12 protein-coding genes and 1 pseudogene are annotated in these 16,768 nt (G+C 48.1%); 6 read left to right on the forward strand and 7 right to left on the reverse strand.

All coding sequences use genetic code 11. The features are described 5' to 3' along the window. The first annotated feature begins 763 nt into the window (after positions 1 to 763). Both AC6I8K_RS19070 and AC6I8K_RS19075 read left to right on the forward strand, forming a co-directional pair. Positions 764 to 2,023, forward strand: a complete 1,260-nt coding sequence (locus tag AC6I8K_RS19070; protein WP_497827657.1) for a diguanylate cyclase domain-containing protein — start codon at positions 764 to 766, stop codon at positions 2,021 to 2,023. A 318-nt stretch (positions 2,024 to 2,341) separates the two neighbouring features. Next, positions 2,342 to 3,886: a methyl-accepting chemotaxis protein gene (locus AC6I8K_RS19075; protein ID WP_497827292.1), complete on the forward strand. Its 1,545-nt coding sequence runs from the start codon at positions 2,342 to 2,344 to the stop codon at positions 3,884 to 3,886. 157 nt (positions 3,887 to 4,043) lie between these two features. On the opposite strand, the gene AC6I8K_RS19080 is transcribed toward AC6I8K_RS19075, so the two are convergent. The 3 genes from AC6I8K_RS19080 to AC6I8K_RS19090 form a co-directional block, all read right to left on the reverse strand. Continuing rightward, positions 4,044 to 5,123 (reverse strand): mechanosensitive ion channel family protein, encoded by a 1,080-nt coding sequence (locus AC6I8K_RS19080; RefSeq protein ID WP_497827293.1) that lies wholly within the window; start codon positions 5,121 to 5,123, stop codon positions 4,044 to 4,046. 361 nt (positions 5,124 to 5,484) lie between these two features. Further along, positions 5,485 to 6,354: an ATP-grasp fold amidoligase family protein gene (locus AC6I8K_RS19085; RefSeq protein WP_497827294.1), complete on the reverse strand. Its 870-nt coding sequence runs from the start codon at positions 6,352 to 6,354 to the stop codon at positions 5,485 to 5,487. Positions 6,355 to 6,359: 5 nt separating this feature from the next. Beyond that, complete coding sequence (locus AC6I8K_RS19090; RefSeq protein WP_497827295.1) at positions 6,360 to 7,595, reverse strand: oligosaccharide flippase family protein; 1,236 nt, start codon at positions 7,593 to 7,595, stop codon at positions 6,360 to 6,362. A gap of 250 nt (positions 7,596 to 7,845) precedes the next feature. Between AC6I8K_RS19090 and AC6I8K_RS19095 the strand changes: the two are divergent. After that, positions 7,846 to 8,075, forward strand: a pseudogene (locus tag AC6I8K_RS19095) (anti-virulence regulator CigR family protein); the annotation flags it as partial. Positions 8,076 to 8,486: 411 nt separating this feature from the next. Continuing rightward, the gene (locus tag AC6I8K_RS19100; protein ID WP_497827296.1) at positions 8,487 to 9,644 is read left to right on the forward strand and encodes a glycosyltransferase family 4 protein; all 1,158 of its coding nucleotides are present in this window, start codon (positions 8,487 to 8,489) and stop codon (positions 9,642 to 9,644) included. Between the two features lie 208 nt (positions 9,645 to 9,852). On the opposite strand, the gene AC6I8K_RS19105 is transcribed toward AC6I8K_RS19100, so the two are convergent. The 3 genes from AC6I8K_RS19105 to budA are packed head-to-tail and all read right to left on the reverse strand — an operon-like array spanning position 9,853 to position 13,124. Further along, positions 9,853 to 10,626 (reverse strand): (S)-acetoin forming diacetyl reductase, encoded by a 774-nt coding sequence (locus tag AC6I8K_RS19105; RefSeq protein ID WP_497827297.1) that lies wholly within the window; start codon positions 10,624 to 10,626, stop codon positions 9,853 to 9,855. Positions 10,627 to 10,647: 21 nt separating this feature from the next. Continuing rightward, positions 10,648 to 12,327 (reverse strand): acetolactate synthase AlsS, encoded by a 1,680-nt coding sequence (gene alsS, locus AC6I8K_RS19110; RefSeq protein WP_497827298.1) that lies wholly within the window; start codon positions 12,325 to 12,327, stop codon positions 10,648 to 10,650. A gap of 14 nt (positions 12,328 to 12,341) precedes the next feature. Then, a complete protein-coding gene (gene budA, locus AC6I8K_RS19115) occupies positions 12,342 to 13,124 on the reverse strand; it encodes an acetolactate decarboxylase (RefSeq protein WP_497827299.1) in 783 nt (260 codons plus the stop codon). A gap of 104 nt (positions 13,125 to 13,228) precedes the next feature. On the opposite strand from budA, the gene AC6I8K_RS19120 reads away from it, so the two are divergent. Next, complete coding sequence (locus AC6I8K_RS19120) at positions 13,229 to 14,107, forward strand: LysR family transcriptional regulator (RefSeq protein ID WP_497827300.1); 879 nt, start codon at positions 13,229 to 13,231, stop codon at positions 14,105 to 14,107. Between the two features lie 282 nt (positions 14,108 to 14,389). Here the strand turns inward: AC6I8K_RS19120 and AC6I8K_RS19125 are convergent, their stop codons facing one another. Next, positions 14,390 to 15,346 carry an AraC family transcriptional regulator gene (locus tag AC6I8K_RS19125; protein ID WP_497827301.1) on the reverse strand — a complete coding sequence of 319 codons (957 nt, stop codon included), beginning with the start codon at positions 15,344 to 15,346 and terminating at the stop codon, positions 14,390 to 14,392. A gap of 102 nt (positions 15,347 to 15,448) precedes the next feature. Here AC6I8K_RS19125 and AC6I8K_RS19130 point away from each other — a divergent pair, with 102 nt between their 5' ends. Next, entirely contained in the window at positions 15,449 to 16,705 is a 1,257-nt protein-coding gene (locus AC6I8K_RS19130; protein ID WP_483818099.1) for an MFS transporter, read from the forward strand. The last annotated feature ends 63 nt before the right edge of the window (positions 16,706 to 16,768 follow it).

Here is a 16,768-nt window from a genome sequence, read left to right on the forward strand (position 1 = left end):
AGGCCCAAAGGAAAATATTGCTCAAGGTTTATTCCTAAAAGTCATATAAGCATAAATTTAAATATGTTTTATAGCTGTTACTGTTTCGGCTTGTTACTAGATGGCAGCGGCAGATTTAACTCTCTTTGACAGTCTGGGAGAGGTAATAATTGCAGTGAGCAAACCCGTATAGATATTAAGGTTTTGAGCCGGGTGAATTCGTTCATTAAGCGTTACCTTCGTTTATCCTGCCTGATATTGGCACTCACTGTAGTTTTAAAGAGAAATGAACATTCCTGGCCTATGCAAGCCTATTTAAGGTATTGCCATGAATCGGTAAGTAGTTTGATGAGACGTCATGGATGTAGAGATCTGCTTTTATTAAGGATAGCGCTGAGCGCATCAATTTTTGCGTAAAATACGGGAAAATTAATCCAAAAGTCTTCAGTCCATCCTATGTGAATGACGACTTGTCTAAACGTTAAGCACAGATACATTCACATCAATCACTTCTTTTCAATTATGCCCTGCGGATTAAAGATTGTGGCTGAATCAGCCGATAAACACAGATCAGCCATCTTAGCACTGCAATGGGCCATTGATGATTTTGGTCCTCTCTGTAGCTGAATGGCACCCTGGAGAATGTTGCTTAACAGGCTGCAGCGAGCGACGGCGTTTGTGCCAGCCATTCTCTTTATCAGAGATTCTTTCCGAAGCACCTGCGGGGTTTTGGAAGCAGTTTGAAATGTATACAGCATCGTCAGCAAATAACGGAACCATCAGCATGCACATCGCGATCAAACCTACCCTCTCCGCCGTTTGGTCCACGGACGAACAAGGCATTTGCATCGCTAGCCAGGAGTGCCCTGCTGGCTTAATGCCAGTACTTAAAGGCATAACCCTCAGTGAATGGCTTAGATTCGCGCAGGCTGATGAAGATGCAAAGATCGCGCTGCAACTGACCGCAGCATTAGAATTTAAAACATCCTTTCATATTGAAGTGCCGATCAATTGCCTGGATGGGACGATGCGGCATGTGATTGTTTCAGGCCTGCCAGCATGCCAGCCAGGTGCATCTCGTCTGCAGTACAGCGGCTTCGTTCTGGATATTACCGGACAGCGTAAAGCCCTTGAGGACGCGCTGCGTACGGCGACAGAATACCGTCTGTTAATTGAAAACAGCACGGATCTGATCGCCCATTGCGATGCAGATGGCCGGTACGTTTCGATCTCGCCTTCTTACAGCGAAATGATTGGCTGGTCAGCAGCTGAAATAGTAGGCCAGCGAGTGGTGGACTTTCTGCATCCCGACGACCGTACACCCGCTACGGAAGTATTGGTCAATATCTTCAACGGTGCTGAACTGCCGGACGTTGTCGAGGTGCGCAAGCTACATCGCCATGGTCACTACATTACGCTTGGCACGAAGGCCTGCGGCGTCAGCGATCCCTCTACCGGCAAAAACATCGGGGCAGTGCTGGTTTCGCGCGATATTACGCGTGACAAAGAGAAGATGATGATGCTCGAGCAATTGGCTACCCGCGACACCTTAACGGGATTGCCCAATCGAGCCTGGATTAACGACAGGGTGCTTGGCATGCTCGCGCAGGGCGAAGACCTTTGCTATACGACGGTTCTGTTCATCGATCTCAATGGGTTCAAGGCAGTCAATGATTCAATGGGACACGCGGTGGGGGATGTGTTGCTGCAACGGGTAAGTGAACGGCTACAAAGTTGCATGCGTCCGGGCGACTCGGTCGCGCGTCTGGGGGGAGATGAGTTCGTGGTCGCAGCCAAATGTTCCAATCGCGAGGTGGCTTCCGCCATCGCCCAGCGCCTCATTGATGGCCTGAAAGCGCCATTTATCCTCAATGACGTGGAAGTACAAATCGGGGCAGCTATCGGCATCAGCCTCGCACAGTTCGGGCAAGCTACAGCCAAAACCTTAATCGAAAATGCCGATTTGGCGATGTATCAGGCGAAAGCACGACGTGATGGGTCTTATCAGTTTTTCGAGCCTGCTACCTTGCCGTTGCAAGATTAGGCGAGTCGGCTTCGCTTGCTTGCTCTGAAGTGCAGCAAGATAACCGTGTAAATTAAAGTAAGTAAAAAAATTGCATAATTATTTCTTGAATAAATATTAATTTTAATTCAGCCAGAATTAAAGTTAAATCAAATCCATAGCCAAAAAATAGCATAATTTAACTTAAGTTATATAAGATTACTCAAGTGGTTCTTATTGTTTTCGTGCGTGATAAATTTTCACGTGGTAAGTATCAAATATCCCGCCAGGCAGACTTAATTTCACTGTCTATAATTTCCCTTCTTCTGCGAAGTATCTTGAATATTTAGAGAATCCTAAATGAAAATATCTACACGTCTGGCAGCGGGCTTCAGCCTGCTAATTCTTCTTTTCGTATTATGTACAGGTATTGCTCTAAACGCGTTATGGCAGGCGCGGGATGGAATGGAAGATACGGTTAATAACAAGATGAAGCGCTTTACGCTGGTTCAGGATATGCGGGGAATTGCCCGCGATATGGCGATTGCCGTGCGCAACCTGGCGTTACTTAACGATCCCGTTGACATGCAGCCCGAATGGCAAAGATTGATATCGCAGCAGAAGAATTATATTGAGAAGCGTCGCGAGCTGGTCGATAGCATGTCACAACATGTCTCACCTCACGGCAAGGAGGCTCTGGAAAAGGTCATAGCCTCTGAAGGCGCGGCGATGGAGACGTTAATGACGGCTGGGCAATTGGGACTTAACAACCGTCAGCAGGAAGCGACTGAGTACCTTTTGAAGACTGCTCGACCGGCGCAGCAGGCATTAATGGGATCGCTGGACGCGCTGACGGATATTGAAATGGCCCTCAGCAGGGATACGATGGCTGAGATCAGTGCATCAACAACACATACAGCGTTTGTACTACTCATTATTTCCGCGCTTTCAGTGATTATTTCCGTGGTCACGGGTTATGTCATCGTTAGGGTATTAATGCGTCAGCTAGGCGGTGAGCCTGCCCAGGCACAGGCATTGGCGGCTGCCATCGCCGCCGGGAACCTGACAACCTCAATAACCTTACGCCGTCATGATAAGCACAGCCTATTGGCATCGTTAGATCGTATGCAGGAGAGCCTGCGGGGATTGGTAACGCAAATAAAAGACTCAGCAGGATCGGTAGCTTTAGCCGCTGATGAAATATCGCAAGGCAACACTGAGCTCTCATCCCGCACTGAACAGCAGGCTGCTGCGCTTCAGGAAACTGCCGCGAGTATGGAGCAGCTCACAGTAACAGTGAAAAGTAATACCGCTGGCGCGCAGCAAACGGCACAGGTCGCGCGGGGAGCCGCAGATCTGGCACGCGCAGGCGAGGCGGATGTGCAGAAAATGTCTGATACCATGAATGAGATTTCACTCAGCGCGACAAAAGTGCGAGACATAACTTCAGTTATTGAAAGCATTGCTTTCCAGACTAATATTCTTGCACTCAATGCCGCTGTTGAAGCGGCTCGCGCAGGGGAAGAAGGACGGGGATTTGCTGTGGTCGCCGGTGAAGTCAGAACGTTAGCACAACGAAGTGCGACTGCGGCACGAGATATTAAACAACTCATTGAGCAGGCCGTAGGGCAGGTTGAAAGCGGCGTGAACGTAGCGGCAGGAACCGGACAAAGCATCATGAAAATTGTCGGCATGGTTGGTGAACTCGCGGATGCTATGGACGAGATATCATTGGCTTCGTCCGAACAGATGCAGGGGATTTCTCAGGTGAGCATTGCTGTAAGCCAGATGGACGGCGTGACTCAGAACAATGCTGCGTTGGTTGAAGAGTCCTCCTCAGCATCGCAGCAGCTGTCTACTCAGGCGCATGCATTGCGTGGCATGGTTGAAGCCTTCCAGGTTTAATCGATCGTTTTACGTTGCGGGGTCCATTCGTCCTCCGGTCCCCGCAACGTTTGCTGGATTTCGCATTATCACCCTTTGCCACACAGCCTCAGGCAGAATGCATTTGTCGCTACAATTTTTTAATTAAATCCTGTTCTCGCCTGGAGAACTACGAGGGTTAACTGCTCGTCTCTCGCACACCTGCCTCAGTCAGTGTCGCCCTGACATGAGGAAGGCTTTGTGGATAATTTTGCTGAATAAATTCAATCATTTTTTCCCGCACGTAACAGCGTAAATCCCAGGCAGTGGGGGAGTTTTGTGCCGTCATCAATAATCTAATGGTCATGGTTTTGTCACTGGTATCAGTAACCTGTAGCACCTGAGTTTGTTGATCCCAGAGTTTTGTTTCACTGAGCACTTTTTCAAAATGCTTTCGCAACGGATCTAATGGCATTGAATAATCGAGATAAAGAAAAACAGATCCTAATATTTGGGCGTTGTTACGCGTCCAGTTCTGAAAAGCATTTTCTGTAAAATAGGTAATGGGCAAAACCAGGCGGCGCAAATCCCAGATACGTACCACAACATATGTCAGGTTTATCTCTTCAATCCAGCCCCATTCATTTTCAACCACTACGGCATCATCAATTTTTATCGGTTGTGTAAAGGCTATCTGAATTCCGGCAAACAAATTAACTAGCGACTTCTGCAAGGCAAAGCCAATTATTATGCCGGCAACCCCGGCACCAGCGAGGATCGTCGTACCAAATTTTCGCACGCCAGGGAAACTGAGGAGAATGAGAGAAACACAGAATGTCACCAATACAACAATAGCGACCTTCTTTACATACATTATCTGAGTGCGAATTTTTCGGGCGCGAAGGTTATTCGAAAGATTAATGTCATAGCGTATGAAAAGCATATCCTGCGCTACGTTAGTCAATCGAATGAGTACAGAACAGAATGATAAGATAATAAATATATTAACGGTTGTTGTAATGAAGCTAAGGGATCCAGGTTGGATGTTAACATAATTAAGCCCCGCACTGATTAACAGTAAGGGAATGAACAAAAACAGGGATCCTCGCAGATGCTTTTCGAGTGATTTAAAAAGCTTTCTGTCCCGATTTTGCCAGTAGCGGATAAACCTGAGAAGAATGAATCGCGCCAGAAAACCCACGACAAGTGAGAGAGTGACGAGCAATACAGCAGGCACCCATGTTGGAGCACCAGATAACTCAACAAATATAAATGGCATCACTTTCCCTTTTATTAAGCCAACAACCTACGTTGTCGGATAAGTTAAAACAATCAGTAACCATTCTCTTATCGGTTATCTGAGGATTATTTATTCCTGCATATCAGTATAGACGCTTCAACAGGTCAGGCTGTCAGGCGGTAAATGGGTCCGTTAAATCGAACCGCGTTAAGAGAGGTTGTGGGGCTTCCGGCCTTGCTTTGAAAGTAAAGACCACTCATAACCCTTGTCTGTATCAGCTGTGTTTAGGATCGCGAATGAGGGAGGAAAAAAGAGAAATATTTCAAAGTGAAGCGGAGCAGGCAGGTTTACGTCACGTGATGTCCTGCTCCGAAAGTCAGTAATTTTAACACTCTTAAAGCTATAACTTCAGTTGGCTGCCTAAAATAACATCTGCTTCCTGCAATGTAACATCGAGCCCCGCAGAGGGGGTAAATGTCAATTCACCAAAAATAACATTGCCGTTAAGAAGGTAGAAATCCGCGCGAACAAATTTAAAATCAGATGCCAGTTTAACCGCATACTCTCTCATTTTAATGAACCCCTGAGGCATTTTTGGCTGCTGATTGCTCTTTATTAATTCAACAGTATCTTCAAAGGGCAGAGGGTTCCAGTTCATATCAAAATAATAGAACTTAGGGGTGCCTTTCTCTCGTTCCATGCAGACCATTACTGCGTAAGGTTTTCCATTAAAACAGTAGAATTTATAATCTTCAGGAAAACCGCCGTGCTGGTTTTCGATGTATTTCTCGCATAATATCTTTCTGTCTATTTTCTTATACTGCGGTTCAACAAAATTTGTGGAGAAATCTTGCTTTAACCATTTATTGAGTTGCTTATTGGTTTTTTCAATATCCAGTGATGATTTGCTATTACATATTATGTTATAGCCAGCGCCATGATTGCACTTAAGTGCAAATTTTTCGGGTAACGCATTGTAGTCAATATCTTGTGGGTCATCATACACGCCGTAAAGTTCATTAAGGATTTCACCACACCCTTTAGATGCAATATACTCCCTGACTTTATACTTATCAGCGCACAAAGTATAAATGTCTCCACTCAATTCATTGAATTTAAGCCACTGTATTTTTTCATTGAAATTAATAGGGTTTGTTAAGTTCAGTTTTTTCTTGAACTTAATATAGTAGTGGGTTTTAGCACAAAACTCAGGGTACATGTAAGCACTGATTTTTAAAGCTGATTTAACTGTGTGTTTTATCATTTTCATTAAAATTATCTCAGTTTGAAAATGTTAAGATGCATTTTGATAATCGTTTTATTTTTGAAGAAGTAATTGAGCAACGTGCAAGATAAAATCTCAACCGTCAAAAAACAGTAAGCGGCACCGTTAATCCCGAAGGCATTAATCATTAACCAGGATAACGGTATTGTTAAGATGCAACATAAAACCATTTTTTTAGCCAGGTAACTATATCCAGACTCTTTTATCATATAGCGATAACAAATAGTCCCTAATGATGAGAACATAGTGCCAATAATAATTATAGGGATGATGTTGACCGAATCCATATACTTGTCACCATAAAGTAAATGGATAAAAAAATCGCCAAAAATATAGAACCCACCTAAAGCAATAAGTGAAAACAGGATTACGAGTCGATTGATTTTAAGCAGCAGTAACTCAACGATGATTTGATCTTTTTCACTGTATATTCTTGAGAAGAAGCTTGTTATTAATGCCAGCACAATAAATGACCAGGCACCTCCTATGGTTAACGCGACGCTATAAACGCCTAAGTTTGAGTAAGAAAGGATGTTTGCCAGAAAAATGCTCGATATCTGAGTGTATATGTCTGCAGATAGACCTGATAAAATCAAAGCCCCCCCAGTGAATAGCATGTATCGGTTATATATCCTCACATCCTTACTATTTTCTTTAATTTGGGTAGTGTAGCGAAAATAGATGAGGCGCATAATGTAGGGTATGAGAGGGATGACGATGATGGGGATAGTGAAGTAATATACTGGCAGCTTGAAATGTGAAATATAGAATCGAATCAATAGGGCGGTAGATAAACCAATTACATTAGTTATTGTATTAATTTTTGATTTTAACTGAGTGTTGTTGTAGATAGAAAAGAAGTCCATCACAATATAGTATGTGGCAATGCAGTTAGCCACACCAAATAAAAACACAATTGAATCAGTAAAAAAATAGAGATAGAGTAAAACTGAACCTGATGAAAGTAAAAAGAACACTCGCCGTTGGTTTTGCGTGTGCATCGCCAGTGCGATGCCAGACTTTGTGTTTTCACTCATGCGTTTGAAAATAATATTCTGACCACCAAACCACGATAGCGTTTGTACAAAGATAAAAAGTGAAGTTGAAATGTTTATTTTACCAAAATCTTCAGGGCCAATGTATTTTGCCATCAGTGCATTGATATATATTAGTCCAATGATATTGACTGACTTTTCTAACATGATCCATATTGAGTTAGAGTACATTTAACGTTTCTCACATACATGGCTGTGTTGATGGTGTTAGTGTTGTTAATGAATCACCCTAAATTTATTTGGTTAATAGTGTGGCTGTTAGAATAAAATTAGTGAAGGTCTTTTTTATTAATCAGATTAGTGACAGAGATTTGCGAATAATGATTCCATTCATTAGTGGTGTTTTTTCACCAGATGATGTGATTAGGCGATAAGATTCGTTTTTTAGACGGGAGCACTCAGCATGTTCTCTTGATGCATTTATAGTAACCGCAAGAACGCCGGCAAACCCGATCATGTCGACTCCGATATCAGCTTTTCGCGTACTCGATCCCTTGCTGTGAATGATGGCCTTGTGGGATATCAGGCACTCCAATCAGGGATCAAAAAAAATTAGCAGGCGGTTAACCGTTGCCCCCAGCTATTGCTAAGAAAAGTTTGCCAATGTCGATGATCAACGATTTGCCATATTACCCAACCTACGAATGGCAACCCGAATTTTTAATTAGCAGTGGCACTTTCTCTGCCGACGTTTTCCGGAAAGCTATTAAATCCCGGCAGATACACGCATTTTACTTCCGTGCCTGTGCATAATTACCCATGTCGGGAGGCGTCTGCGCACGGCCTATTTTGCGCGAGTCTGGTGCTGCATTCACCTGATCAGATGTCGGTAACGTTAAAGACCGCAGCAATCCAGGTTCTGTTCTCCCGCTGTGTTGCTTGTTCCTAAATGGGTGCTGCGCAGTTGATCTGAACAGTATTGATGGCCATGACGACTTTAGGTCTTTTCTGCAAACAATAACCACCGATGAAACGCGCACGTACTTGCTGAACATTATCAAATGCCGGTTTTTTAATTATTCATGGGACTTATTTTTCTCATACTCGCCAGCAGGGGGAATAATGAAGATTATCGTGGGGGGGAGCGGCTACCCAGAAAAGAGAAATATCATTACAGACCCTTCACATCATTACCTGGATTATCGACCCCGAAACATCTGGACTTGGATCAACCTCATAAGGCAGCGCGTGCTGCACAAAAATAAACTCTTTATTTTCCGGCCGCTGCCCCTGATGTCTTCAGTTGAAGCGGACATTATCCACCTTTTTAACGAAGTCTCTTCGGGGCCGGACGATTGGGTAGCGACCTTTGAAACCGAATTGCCCCGTGTTCTGCCCGTCAGGGGAATACTGAAGTTTGACAATCCCGAGCTGGCACGGGAACTCCGGCATGTCTGCTCTGCACGCTGTAAAGGCATCATCGCTATCTCCGAAGCCACAAGGCAGATCCAGCTGCGGCTGCTGGAGCATTTCCCGAAAGAGCAGACCTTCATCGCGCCAAAACTGCACGTGCTGCATCCCCCGCAGCCGGTACTACAGGAAAAAAATGCTGCAGTTCAGAGAGGCCCACTGACGTTTACCTTCGTGGGAAAGGAGTTCTATCGCAAAGGAGGGGCAGAAGTTGTGCTGGCCTTTAGCCAGTTGTTAAGGGAAAACCTGATCAGCGTGAACGACGTGCGCGTCAATATCGTGGGCGATACAGACAAGACGCATAACGTGGCCCACCAGGCATTCCAGGACGACGCCGTTTTTCGGGGAGGCGTGGAGAACACGCTACGTGAATGCCCGCTATTCCGGCACCATAAATCGCTAACCAACGAGGCGGTTCTGGCGCTGATTAAGACCTCTGACGTCGGGCTGCTGCCAACCTGGCAGGAGACATACGGCTTTTCCATTCTGGAAATGCAGGCCTGCGGCTGCCCGGTGATTACAACTAACGTCCGGGCACTGCCGGAGATCAATCCGGAAAATGCCGGCTGGCTTATCCGCTGTCCTCTGAACCTCATGTCAGAGCTGACGGTAGGCTCGCTCAGCGACAAAAATGCACTGCGAAGCGCTATCGTTTCTCAGCTGAAAGCCCATGTTTTGCATATTATCAGCGACAGAAAAACCATTACAGCGCGTTCTATACAGTCAGTCGCACGCATACGTCTGGAGCACGATCCCGTGGTGTTTAGGGATCGACTCAGTAAGATATATAGGGGTTTTGAGCCGGACTAAAAAAGAAATAAAAACGTTTACCTGAATGGATACAGATCATATTGCATCAGCGAAGAAAGCAACGATGCTTCCCTACAACGTGAAGTTATTAAGGCGTACATCCTATTTTGCCGGAATTGCTTTATATACAACGGAATGAGATTTATCGGTAAATGCTCAGGGCTAACAGCTTACCCACATTGTTGTGCGGGTAAGCAGGATCCTGGAATCAGTTGAATACCATACCGCCATCGATTAATAGCGATTGCCCGGTCATATAATCGGAGTCGGGTCCCGCCAGAAATGCAACGCAGGCAGCCACATCTTCCGGCTCAGATAGGCGGCCCAGAGTAATCCGCTTGGCAAACTCCTCCGTAGCAAATCCGGCGGGTTTACCTGCCGCTTCCGAAATTTGTCTGTCGATGGATTCCCACATGGGCGTTTTCACAATGCCGGGACAGAAAGCATTAACCGTAATGCCTTTAGGCGCAAGATCCTTTGCCGCTGTCTGCGTAAGCCCGCGAACGGCAAACTTACTGGAACTGTATACGGCAAGTTCCGGATTGCCTACATGTCCTGCCTGAGAACAGGCATTAATGATTTTGCCGCCGTGGTTCTCAGCGGCGAAAGCGCTGATCGCCGCCTGCATGCACCAAATCACCCCCTTGACGTTGACATTATAAACCTTATCAACCAGCTCCTCGGTGATATCGCTGATAGGTGTTGATGGCGCAATACCGGCATTGTTCACGATCACATTAAAATCGCCCAGCGCATGGCGTGCCTCGTCAACAGCGTGAAATACCTTGTCGCGTTGGGTGACATCAACCTGCAGCGCCAAAGCTTTTCCCCCCGAGCGGACAATCTCATCAGCGACATGCTGCGCTGTTTCAAGGTTGAAATCCGCGATGGCAACGGCAAAGCCGTCTTTTGCCAGGCGAAAGGCAATGGCTGCGCCAATGCCCTGACCGGCGCCGGTCACAAATGCGACGCTGTTTTTCATAATGACATCCTTCATAGTTATTTAGAGAAGCTGACTGAGGTGTAGCTGACTCATCAGCAGCGGGTTATCGCTGTAGTCGACCGGGATAGCGACCACTGCCGGGCCGCTGACATCCATGGCGCGGCGCAACGTTGGCTCCAGGTCCGCGGCACTGTTTACTGAGAAGCCGGCAGCGCCGAACGCTTCGGCATAGGCTTTGAAGTCAACCGGGCCAAAATTGACACCTGAAATGCGCTGGTACTTTTTCTCTTCCTGCATGGCGACCATGTTGTAGCCGTTATCGACCCAGATGATGTGCAGAATATTGGCCTTGAGCCTGACGGCAGTTTCCAGTTCCATGCTTGATTGCAAGAATCCGCCGTCCCCGGAGACCGATACAATTTTGCGCGAGGGATCGACTAACCATGCACCGATAGCCCAGGGCAGGGCGACACCCATGGTCTGTTGGCCATTGGAGATCATGATTTGGCGCGCGCGGAAGCTATACAGATAACGCGCTATCCAGATGTGAAAGCTTCCCATGTCAACAGTAAGGCTGATGTCAGCGTTAATGATGTCCTGCATCGCCCGCACGATGCGCAGTGGATGCAACGCAAACTGATTCAAGCTGGCGCCTTGTATTGCCAATAATTGCCGTTGCTGCTGCCGATCTTCCAGCACAGAGGCTGCGGTGGAACTGAGCTGAAGCGGCGAGGTGATGCGGGTGGCAATCTTGCTTACGGTCTGTGCAATGTCGCCTACCAGTTCTGCGTCGGGCAGGTAAAGGTTATCCGTATCAGCCGGCAGCACATCAATATGTACCAGGATTGCTTTGCCGCTGTTCCACATGGCCGGCTCATACTCAACCGGGCTGTAACCGATAGTGATGATCAGGTCTGCCTGCTGTAATAGACGGTCTCCGGCCTGGTTATTAAATAATCCAACTCGTCCGGCAAACCGTGAGAAGTTTTCCTGTCTGACTGCACCTGCGGCCTGGTAAGTACTGGTTACCGGGATCTGGCTTTTCGACAGTAATTCATGGATTGCGGCACTGTTTTCTGGCTGACTGGCCATCAGTCCCAGCAGGATGACCGGATTTTTTGCCCGAGTGATTTCCTGGCTGACAGCCTCAATCAGGGCATCGGGAGCGGCGCCCAGCTTTATGTGCCCATTGCTTTGCAAAGGGCTGCCGGACACAGGTTGATCGACAATATCTTGTGGCAGGCTGATAAATGTGCCGCCGCCGCGTCCGTTTTCAGCATGACGAAATGCATTTGAGACACATTCAGTCAGCGCTGAGGGAGAAGTGACCTCAACAGCATATTTTGTGACCGGGCGAAACATCGAAACGGTATCCAGACTTTGGTGAACCTGTTTGGCACTGTCCGATCGTTTTACCGCTCCGCCAATTGCCACCACCGGGTCGCCTTCGCTGGTGGCGGTTGCCATACCGGTCACCAGGTTTGAACAGCCGGGTCCGGAGGTCACGAGTGCAACACCTGCATGCCCTGTGAGTCGGCCTACCGCCGCGGCCATAAAGGCGGCATTCGCTTCATGCCTGACAGGGATGAGCTGAATGGGTGAATCCACCAGCGAATCAAACACTTTATCAATCTTGGCTCCGGGGATGCCAAACACGTGATTTACACCCTGCGCTTCAAGCTGTGCGACAACTAAATCCGCGCCGCTGTTCCAGAGTGTGTTGGTTTTTAACGTTTTCATAGTGACCTCTGCGGTTAGCTTTCGACGGCCCGAATGGCCTCATCAAGATTGTGGGGATTGAGCTCTGCCTGAAGGAATTCGCTATCCCGAGGGAGATCAATGACCAGCTTGCTAATCGCACCGAAAGTCAGCGTTCCCTCCTTGAGCACATAGTTGAGGATGTGCCCGCCGCCTTGCCGGTCATCAGTAATAAAGTGCTCGTGATAACCGGCCACGTTGATCCCCTGCATGTACTGCGGCGTCCGGAAGCCAATCAATTCACCCTGGGTCTCTTTGAATGCAAAGGTTGGCTGATCGCCCAGCACCTCAGGCATTGAGCGATAAGGGCGGCACTGACTGGGAACGGTACGTGTCTGAACGGCCTGGAAGCGGCCACTGATGCGCATGGCGCAGAACTGATTGTCTGAAGTGATTTTGCTGTCGATAACCCGGTGAACCTCTTCTCGCGTCGCGGTTCCGCTGAAGCGGTGATGATATTCAGGTTTGAAAAAGGTCATTACAGCAAACGGTGTTTGTTGCTCGGGTTTGGCAGGATTGGCGCTGCCATCGGAGCGTAGTTGATAGACTTTACTGTCGAAGGCAATGAGTTCGCCATCAAGCTGGTTGAAGGTACCCAAACCAAAATCGCCTTTGTTTAATAAGTCGGAAACCGTGGTGGATCCGTCATAAACACCACTCAGCAGTGCGCTCATGAGGGAGGTCTGATAGATAACCTTTTCTGGTGAATCATCATTGAGTTTTAAGACGGTCTCTTTCAACTGTTCCCCGCATGAACAGTCAGATACAAAATTACACATTTGCTACCTCGCAAACCAATAGTTAAGCCGTGTTAATATCATGGTGGGCTTTTTGGCTTACGGAATCCAATAGCGAAACCTGTTAACTTTGAGACGTATTTGATATGGAACTTCGCCATCTGCGTTATTTTGTAGCCGTCGCGGAGACGCTACATTTCACCCGTGCCGCGGAGATGCTGGGGATTTCTCAGCCACCGCTGAGCCAGCAAATTCAGCGGCTGGAACACGAGATCGGGACACCTTTACTGAAACGTCTGACACGCGGTGTTGAGCTTACCGACGCGGGGAGGGCATTCCTGAATGATGCCACAGAGATTGTGCAGCTGGCTGACCATGCGCTTGAGAAAGCTCGAGGCATGGCGCGAGGTATAAGCGGGCAGATGTCGCTGGGGTTCGCCAGTTCAGTCGCTTTCGGTGCACCGGTGTTTGATCTTATCCACCGTTTTAAAACGCGTTATCCGGCAATGGAGCTCAACACGCGGGAAGAGAATATGGCTTTGCTAATGCAGGATTTGCGAGATGGATTGCTGGATGCGGCATTTATTCGCCTACCCTGTGAAAGCAGCAAAGCCTTCAACCTGAAGGTCATCGCTACTGAAAGAATGATGGTTGCGTTACCTGCGGGTCATGCATATAGCCATCTGCACACCATTGCGCTATCACAACTGGTGGATGAAACATTGATTATGTTTCCGCGTGACGTCGCTCCCAGTCTCTATGAGCTGATCGCCAGCACGTGTCTGCGTGCGGGGTTCACCACGACCCGATTTATTCAGGCGCCACAAATCACGTCTTCTCTCGGCATGGTGGGAGCAGGGTGCGGAATCGCGCTGGTACCCGCGTCCCTATGCTGTGTGAATAACCCGGGTATCACGTTTTGTGAAATAGAGAATAACACTCTGTTCACCGATATCGCTTTTGCCTGGCGCCGCAATAATCCCTCCAGAACCGTGACGCATTTGCTCAATTTAATAAATTCGTGATTTTGTGCAGAAATTAAAAGTAGGGTAGGTCATGCGATGTGTTAGACAGCGAATGTAAATTGAGTTGTTTTCATAATGATGCCCAATATTAAATATCACTCTATTCGCTGAATAAAATCCCGACCTAAACTGCCTAATGCCGATCAGTTAAGCCCCGAATTAATTACCGTACATTCCGTAGCGGCGCGATTTATCGCGCAATAAATTGCGCCGCTACAAGGTGTGCGCCAGGTAGTTGGGGTTTTCATCTCTTAACTGACAAGCATTACGACCTAAACTGCCTCAGTTTGGCATACGCAGTGTACCGGGAGACTTGCCTGTCACGCGTTTAAATGCCCGACTGAAGGCAGCTTGCGAGGAGTAACCTAAGCGTTGTGAGGCAGCGTCAATGGTGATTTTTTCTGACGACAGCCAGCGGATAGCCAGTTGCATACGCACTTCCGTTGCATAGCGCAGGGGAGGTATACCGATTGTTGCCTGAAACCTCTCCGCGAATGCGGATCGGGAGATATGCGATTCAGCGGCGAGATCTGCCACACTCCAATCCCGAGCCGGTTCGCGATGAATGGCCAGAATGGCGCGGGCCAAACGCGGATCGCGCAGGGCAGCGGCCAGTCCCGGGCTATTATCACAACCGTTTTCCACCCAACCTCTGATAAACATCGCGGCAACGACATCGGCCAGCCTGGCAAGAATACCGGCATAACCCACGCGTCCGGAGCATATCTCGCGTTTCATCGCATCGAGTATATGCATGAGTCCAGGCCAGTGAGTGCCCTGTGCATCGGCTAGCATAATTTCGGGCATCGCCCCTGCGAGTCGTTGCATGCTGCCTAAATTGATTTCCATACAACCAAAAAACATCACCGCACTTGGCGTCTCCTGAGTACTGGGACAGCTATCCAGTCCACTCACATTATCATCCAGTGGTGCTGTCTCTAAATCATCGATATTCATCACGTCAACGGTGGTTGCCGACAACAGCTGATGCTCTATGCCGTGTGGAATAAAGACCGCTTCACCCGCAGAAAGCGTAAGACAATTGCCACCTGTGGTTTTAAGCAGCACATCTCCTACGGCAACATAGTGTAAATAAGCATGACCCGGCCGGCTGGCAAAGTGCAAACCGAATGTATTGCCAGTCTGTATCCGCCGATACTGCACGCCATGAAGCCGCAGACCTGCAAGCAGTTCACTGATGAGTTCAGACGACAGGGCAAAGGGATTCGCTGTGTTCATATTCGGGTTTTGGGTTAAAAATTGAGGGTTTTAGAGCATAGATCATCCACGCCAGCCTGCATAGACTTCGGCTTTTAAAGCTATTAAGAAGGAAAAACGGTAATGACAAACGAAGTCTGTGTGAATGCGCACGAGGAAGTCTTGAACCGTGATGAACCATTCAGGCCTGCCTGGCGGGCCGTGTTTTCGTTAACCATGGGCGTATTTGGCTTGCTAACCGCAGAATACCTGCCGGCGAGTTTACTCACGCCGATGGCGCAGGATTTCCAGGTGTCAGAATCGCTTACAGGTCAGGCCGTCACCATTACGGCGTTAATTGCATTATTTGCCGGGTTAATGGTCCCACGCCTAACGCGTGCGCTCAATCGGCGCACCTTATTATTGAGTTTTACGGTCTTGATGATCGTTTCAAATGTGCTGGTGGCGCTATCTACAGGCATCGTGATGTTGCTGGCAATGCGCGTCTTGCTGGGGATCGCTCTCGGTGGATTCTGGAGCATGGCGGCGGCGGTGGCGATGCGACTGGTGCCAGAGAAGTTAGTACCGCGCGCACTGTCGATTATTTTTAGTGGGATCGCGTTAGGCACCGTAGTGGCTGTTCCTCTGGGAAGCTACATTGGCGGCCTTTTTGGCTGGCGTAGCGCCTTTTTTGTCGCCGCTGGAGTAGGGGCCATCACATTGATTTTTCAGTGGTTCACGCTTCCCGGTATGACGCCGGTTGTCCGGGGCAAAACAGCATCGGTTTATTCTCTTCTGCAGCGGCCAGGCGTTGGCGTGGGGATGCTGGGTTGCGTGCTTGCACACACCGGGCAGTATGCGCTTTTTACCTACATACGTCCGGCGCTTGAAACGCTCGCGCATGTTGGAAGTGAAACACTTGCGCTAATTTTGCTGGGATTTGGACTTGCTAATTTTTTCGGAACGTTAGCGGCAGGATGGCTGATGGAACGAAGCTTGCGCCTGACGCTGATCGTGATGCCCACGTTAGTAGGGGTGGCTGCACTCGCTATGTTAACCCTGCCGGTATCACTCACAGGACTTACTCTGCTGGTTATGTTGTGGGGTTTTGCATTTGGCGGCGTGCCGGTAGCGTGGTCCAGTTGGGTAGCGCGTGCTCTACCCGATGAGGCTGAAAGTGCAGGAGGAATGGTGGTAGCCGCCGTTCAATCCTCAATTGCCATCGGTGCCGCTATAGGGGGACTGGTTTATGGCTTAAGCGGTATCACCGGAGTATTCATCATCGCCGGATGCATAATGCTGGCTGCGGCAATGATTATTGCCTATCGGGTCAGGGTATCCCCAGTCGTAAAAGATACCGGAAGCAGGTCAGCGTCTACCGCTTCGCCGGGGCAGGGGTAAGGGACAAGCTTTCGGCCTATCCGTTAAGTAAAGCTTCAGGTTGGCGTGTTAAAGAACTTATCT

Source organism: Pantoea sp. X-Soil-ISGK-421 (genome assembly GCF_059730785.1).

Coding starts and splice junctions, on each gene's coding strand:
- AC6I8K_RS19070 (WP_497827657.1), top strand. CDS start 764: ATGCACATCGCGATCAAACCTACCCTCTCCGCCGTTTGGTCCACGGAC.
- AC6I8K_RS19075 (WP_497827292.1), top strand. CDS start 2,342: ATGAAAATATCTACACGTCTGGCAGCGGGCTTCAGCCTGCTAATTCTT.
- AC6I8K_RS19080 (WP_497827293.1), bottom strand. CDS start 5,123: ATGCCATTTATATTTGTTGAGTTATCTGGTGCTCCAACATGGGTGCCT.
- AC6I8K_RS19085 (WP_497827294.1), bottom strand. CDS start 6,354: ATGAAAATGATAAAACACACAGTTAAATCAGCTTTAAAAATCAGTGCT.
- AC6I8K_RS19090 (WP_497827295.1), bottom strand. CDS start 7,595: ATGTACTCTAACTCAATATGGATCATGTTAGAAAAGTCAGTCAATATC.
- AC6I8K_RS19100 (WP_497827296.1), top strand. CDS start 8,487: ATGAAGATTATCGTGGGGGGGAGCGGCTACCCAGAAAAGAGAAATATC.
- AC6I8K_RS19105 (WP_497827297.1), bottom strand. CDS start 10,626: ATGAAAAACAGCGTCGCATTTGTGACCGGCGCCGGTCAGGGCATTGGC.
- alsS (WP_497827298.1), bottom strand. CDS start 12,327: ATGAAAACGTTAAAAACCAACACACTCTGGAACAGCGGCGCGGATTTA.
- budA (WP_497827299.1), bottom strand. CDS start 13,124: ATGTGTAATTTTGTATCTGACTGTTCATGCGGGGAACAGTTGAAAGAG.
- AC6I8K_RS19120 (WP_497827300.1), top strand. CDS start 13,229: ATGGAACTTCGCCATCTGCGTTATTTTGTAGCCGTCGCGGAGACGCTA.
- AC6I8K_RS19125 (WP_497827301.1), bottom strand. CDS start 15,346: ATGAACACAGCGAATCCCTTTGCCCTGTCGTCTGAACTCATCAGTGAA.
- AC6I8K_RS19130 (WP_483818099.1), top strand. CDS start 15,449: ATGACAAACGAAGTCTGTGTGAATGCGCACGAGGAAGTCTTGAACCGT.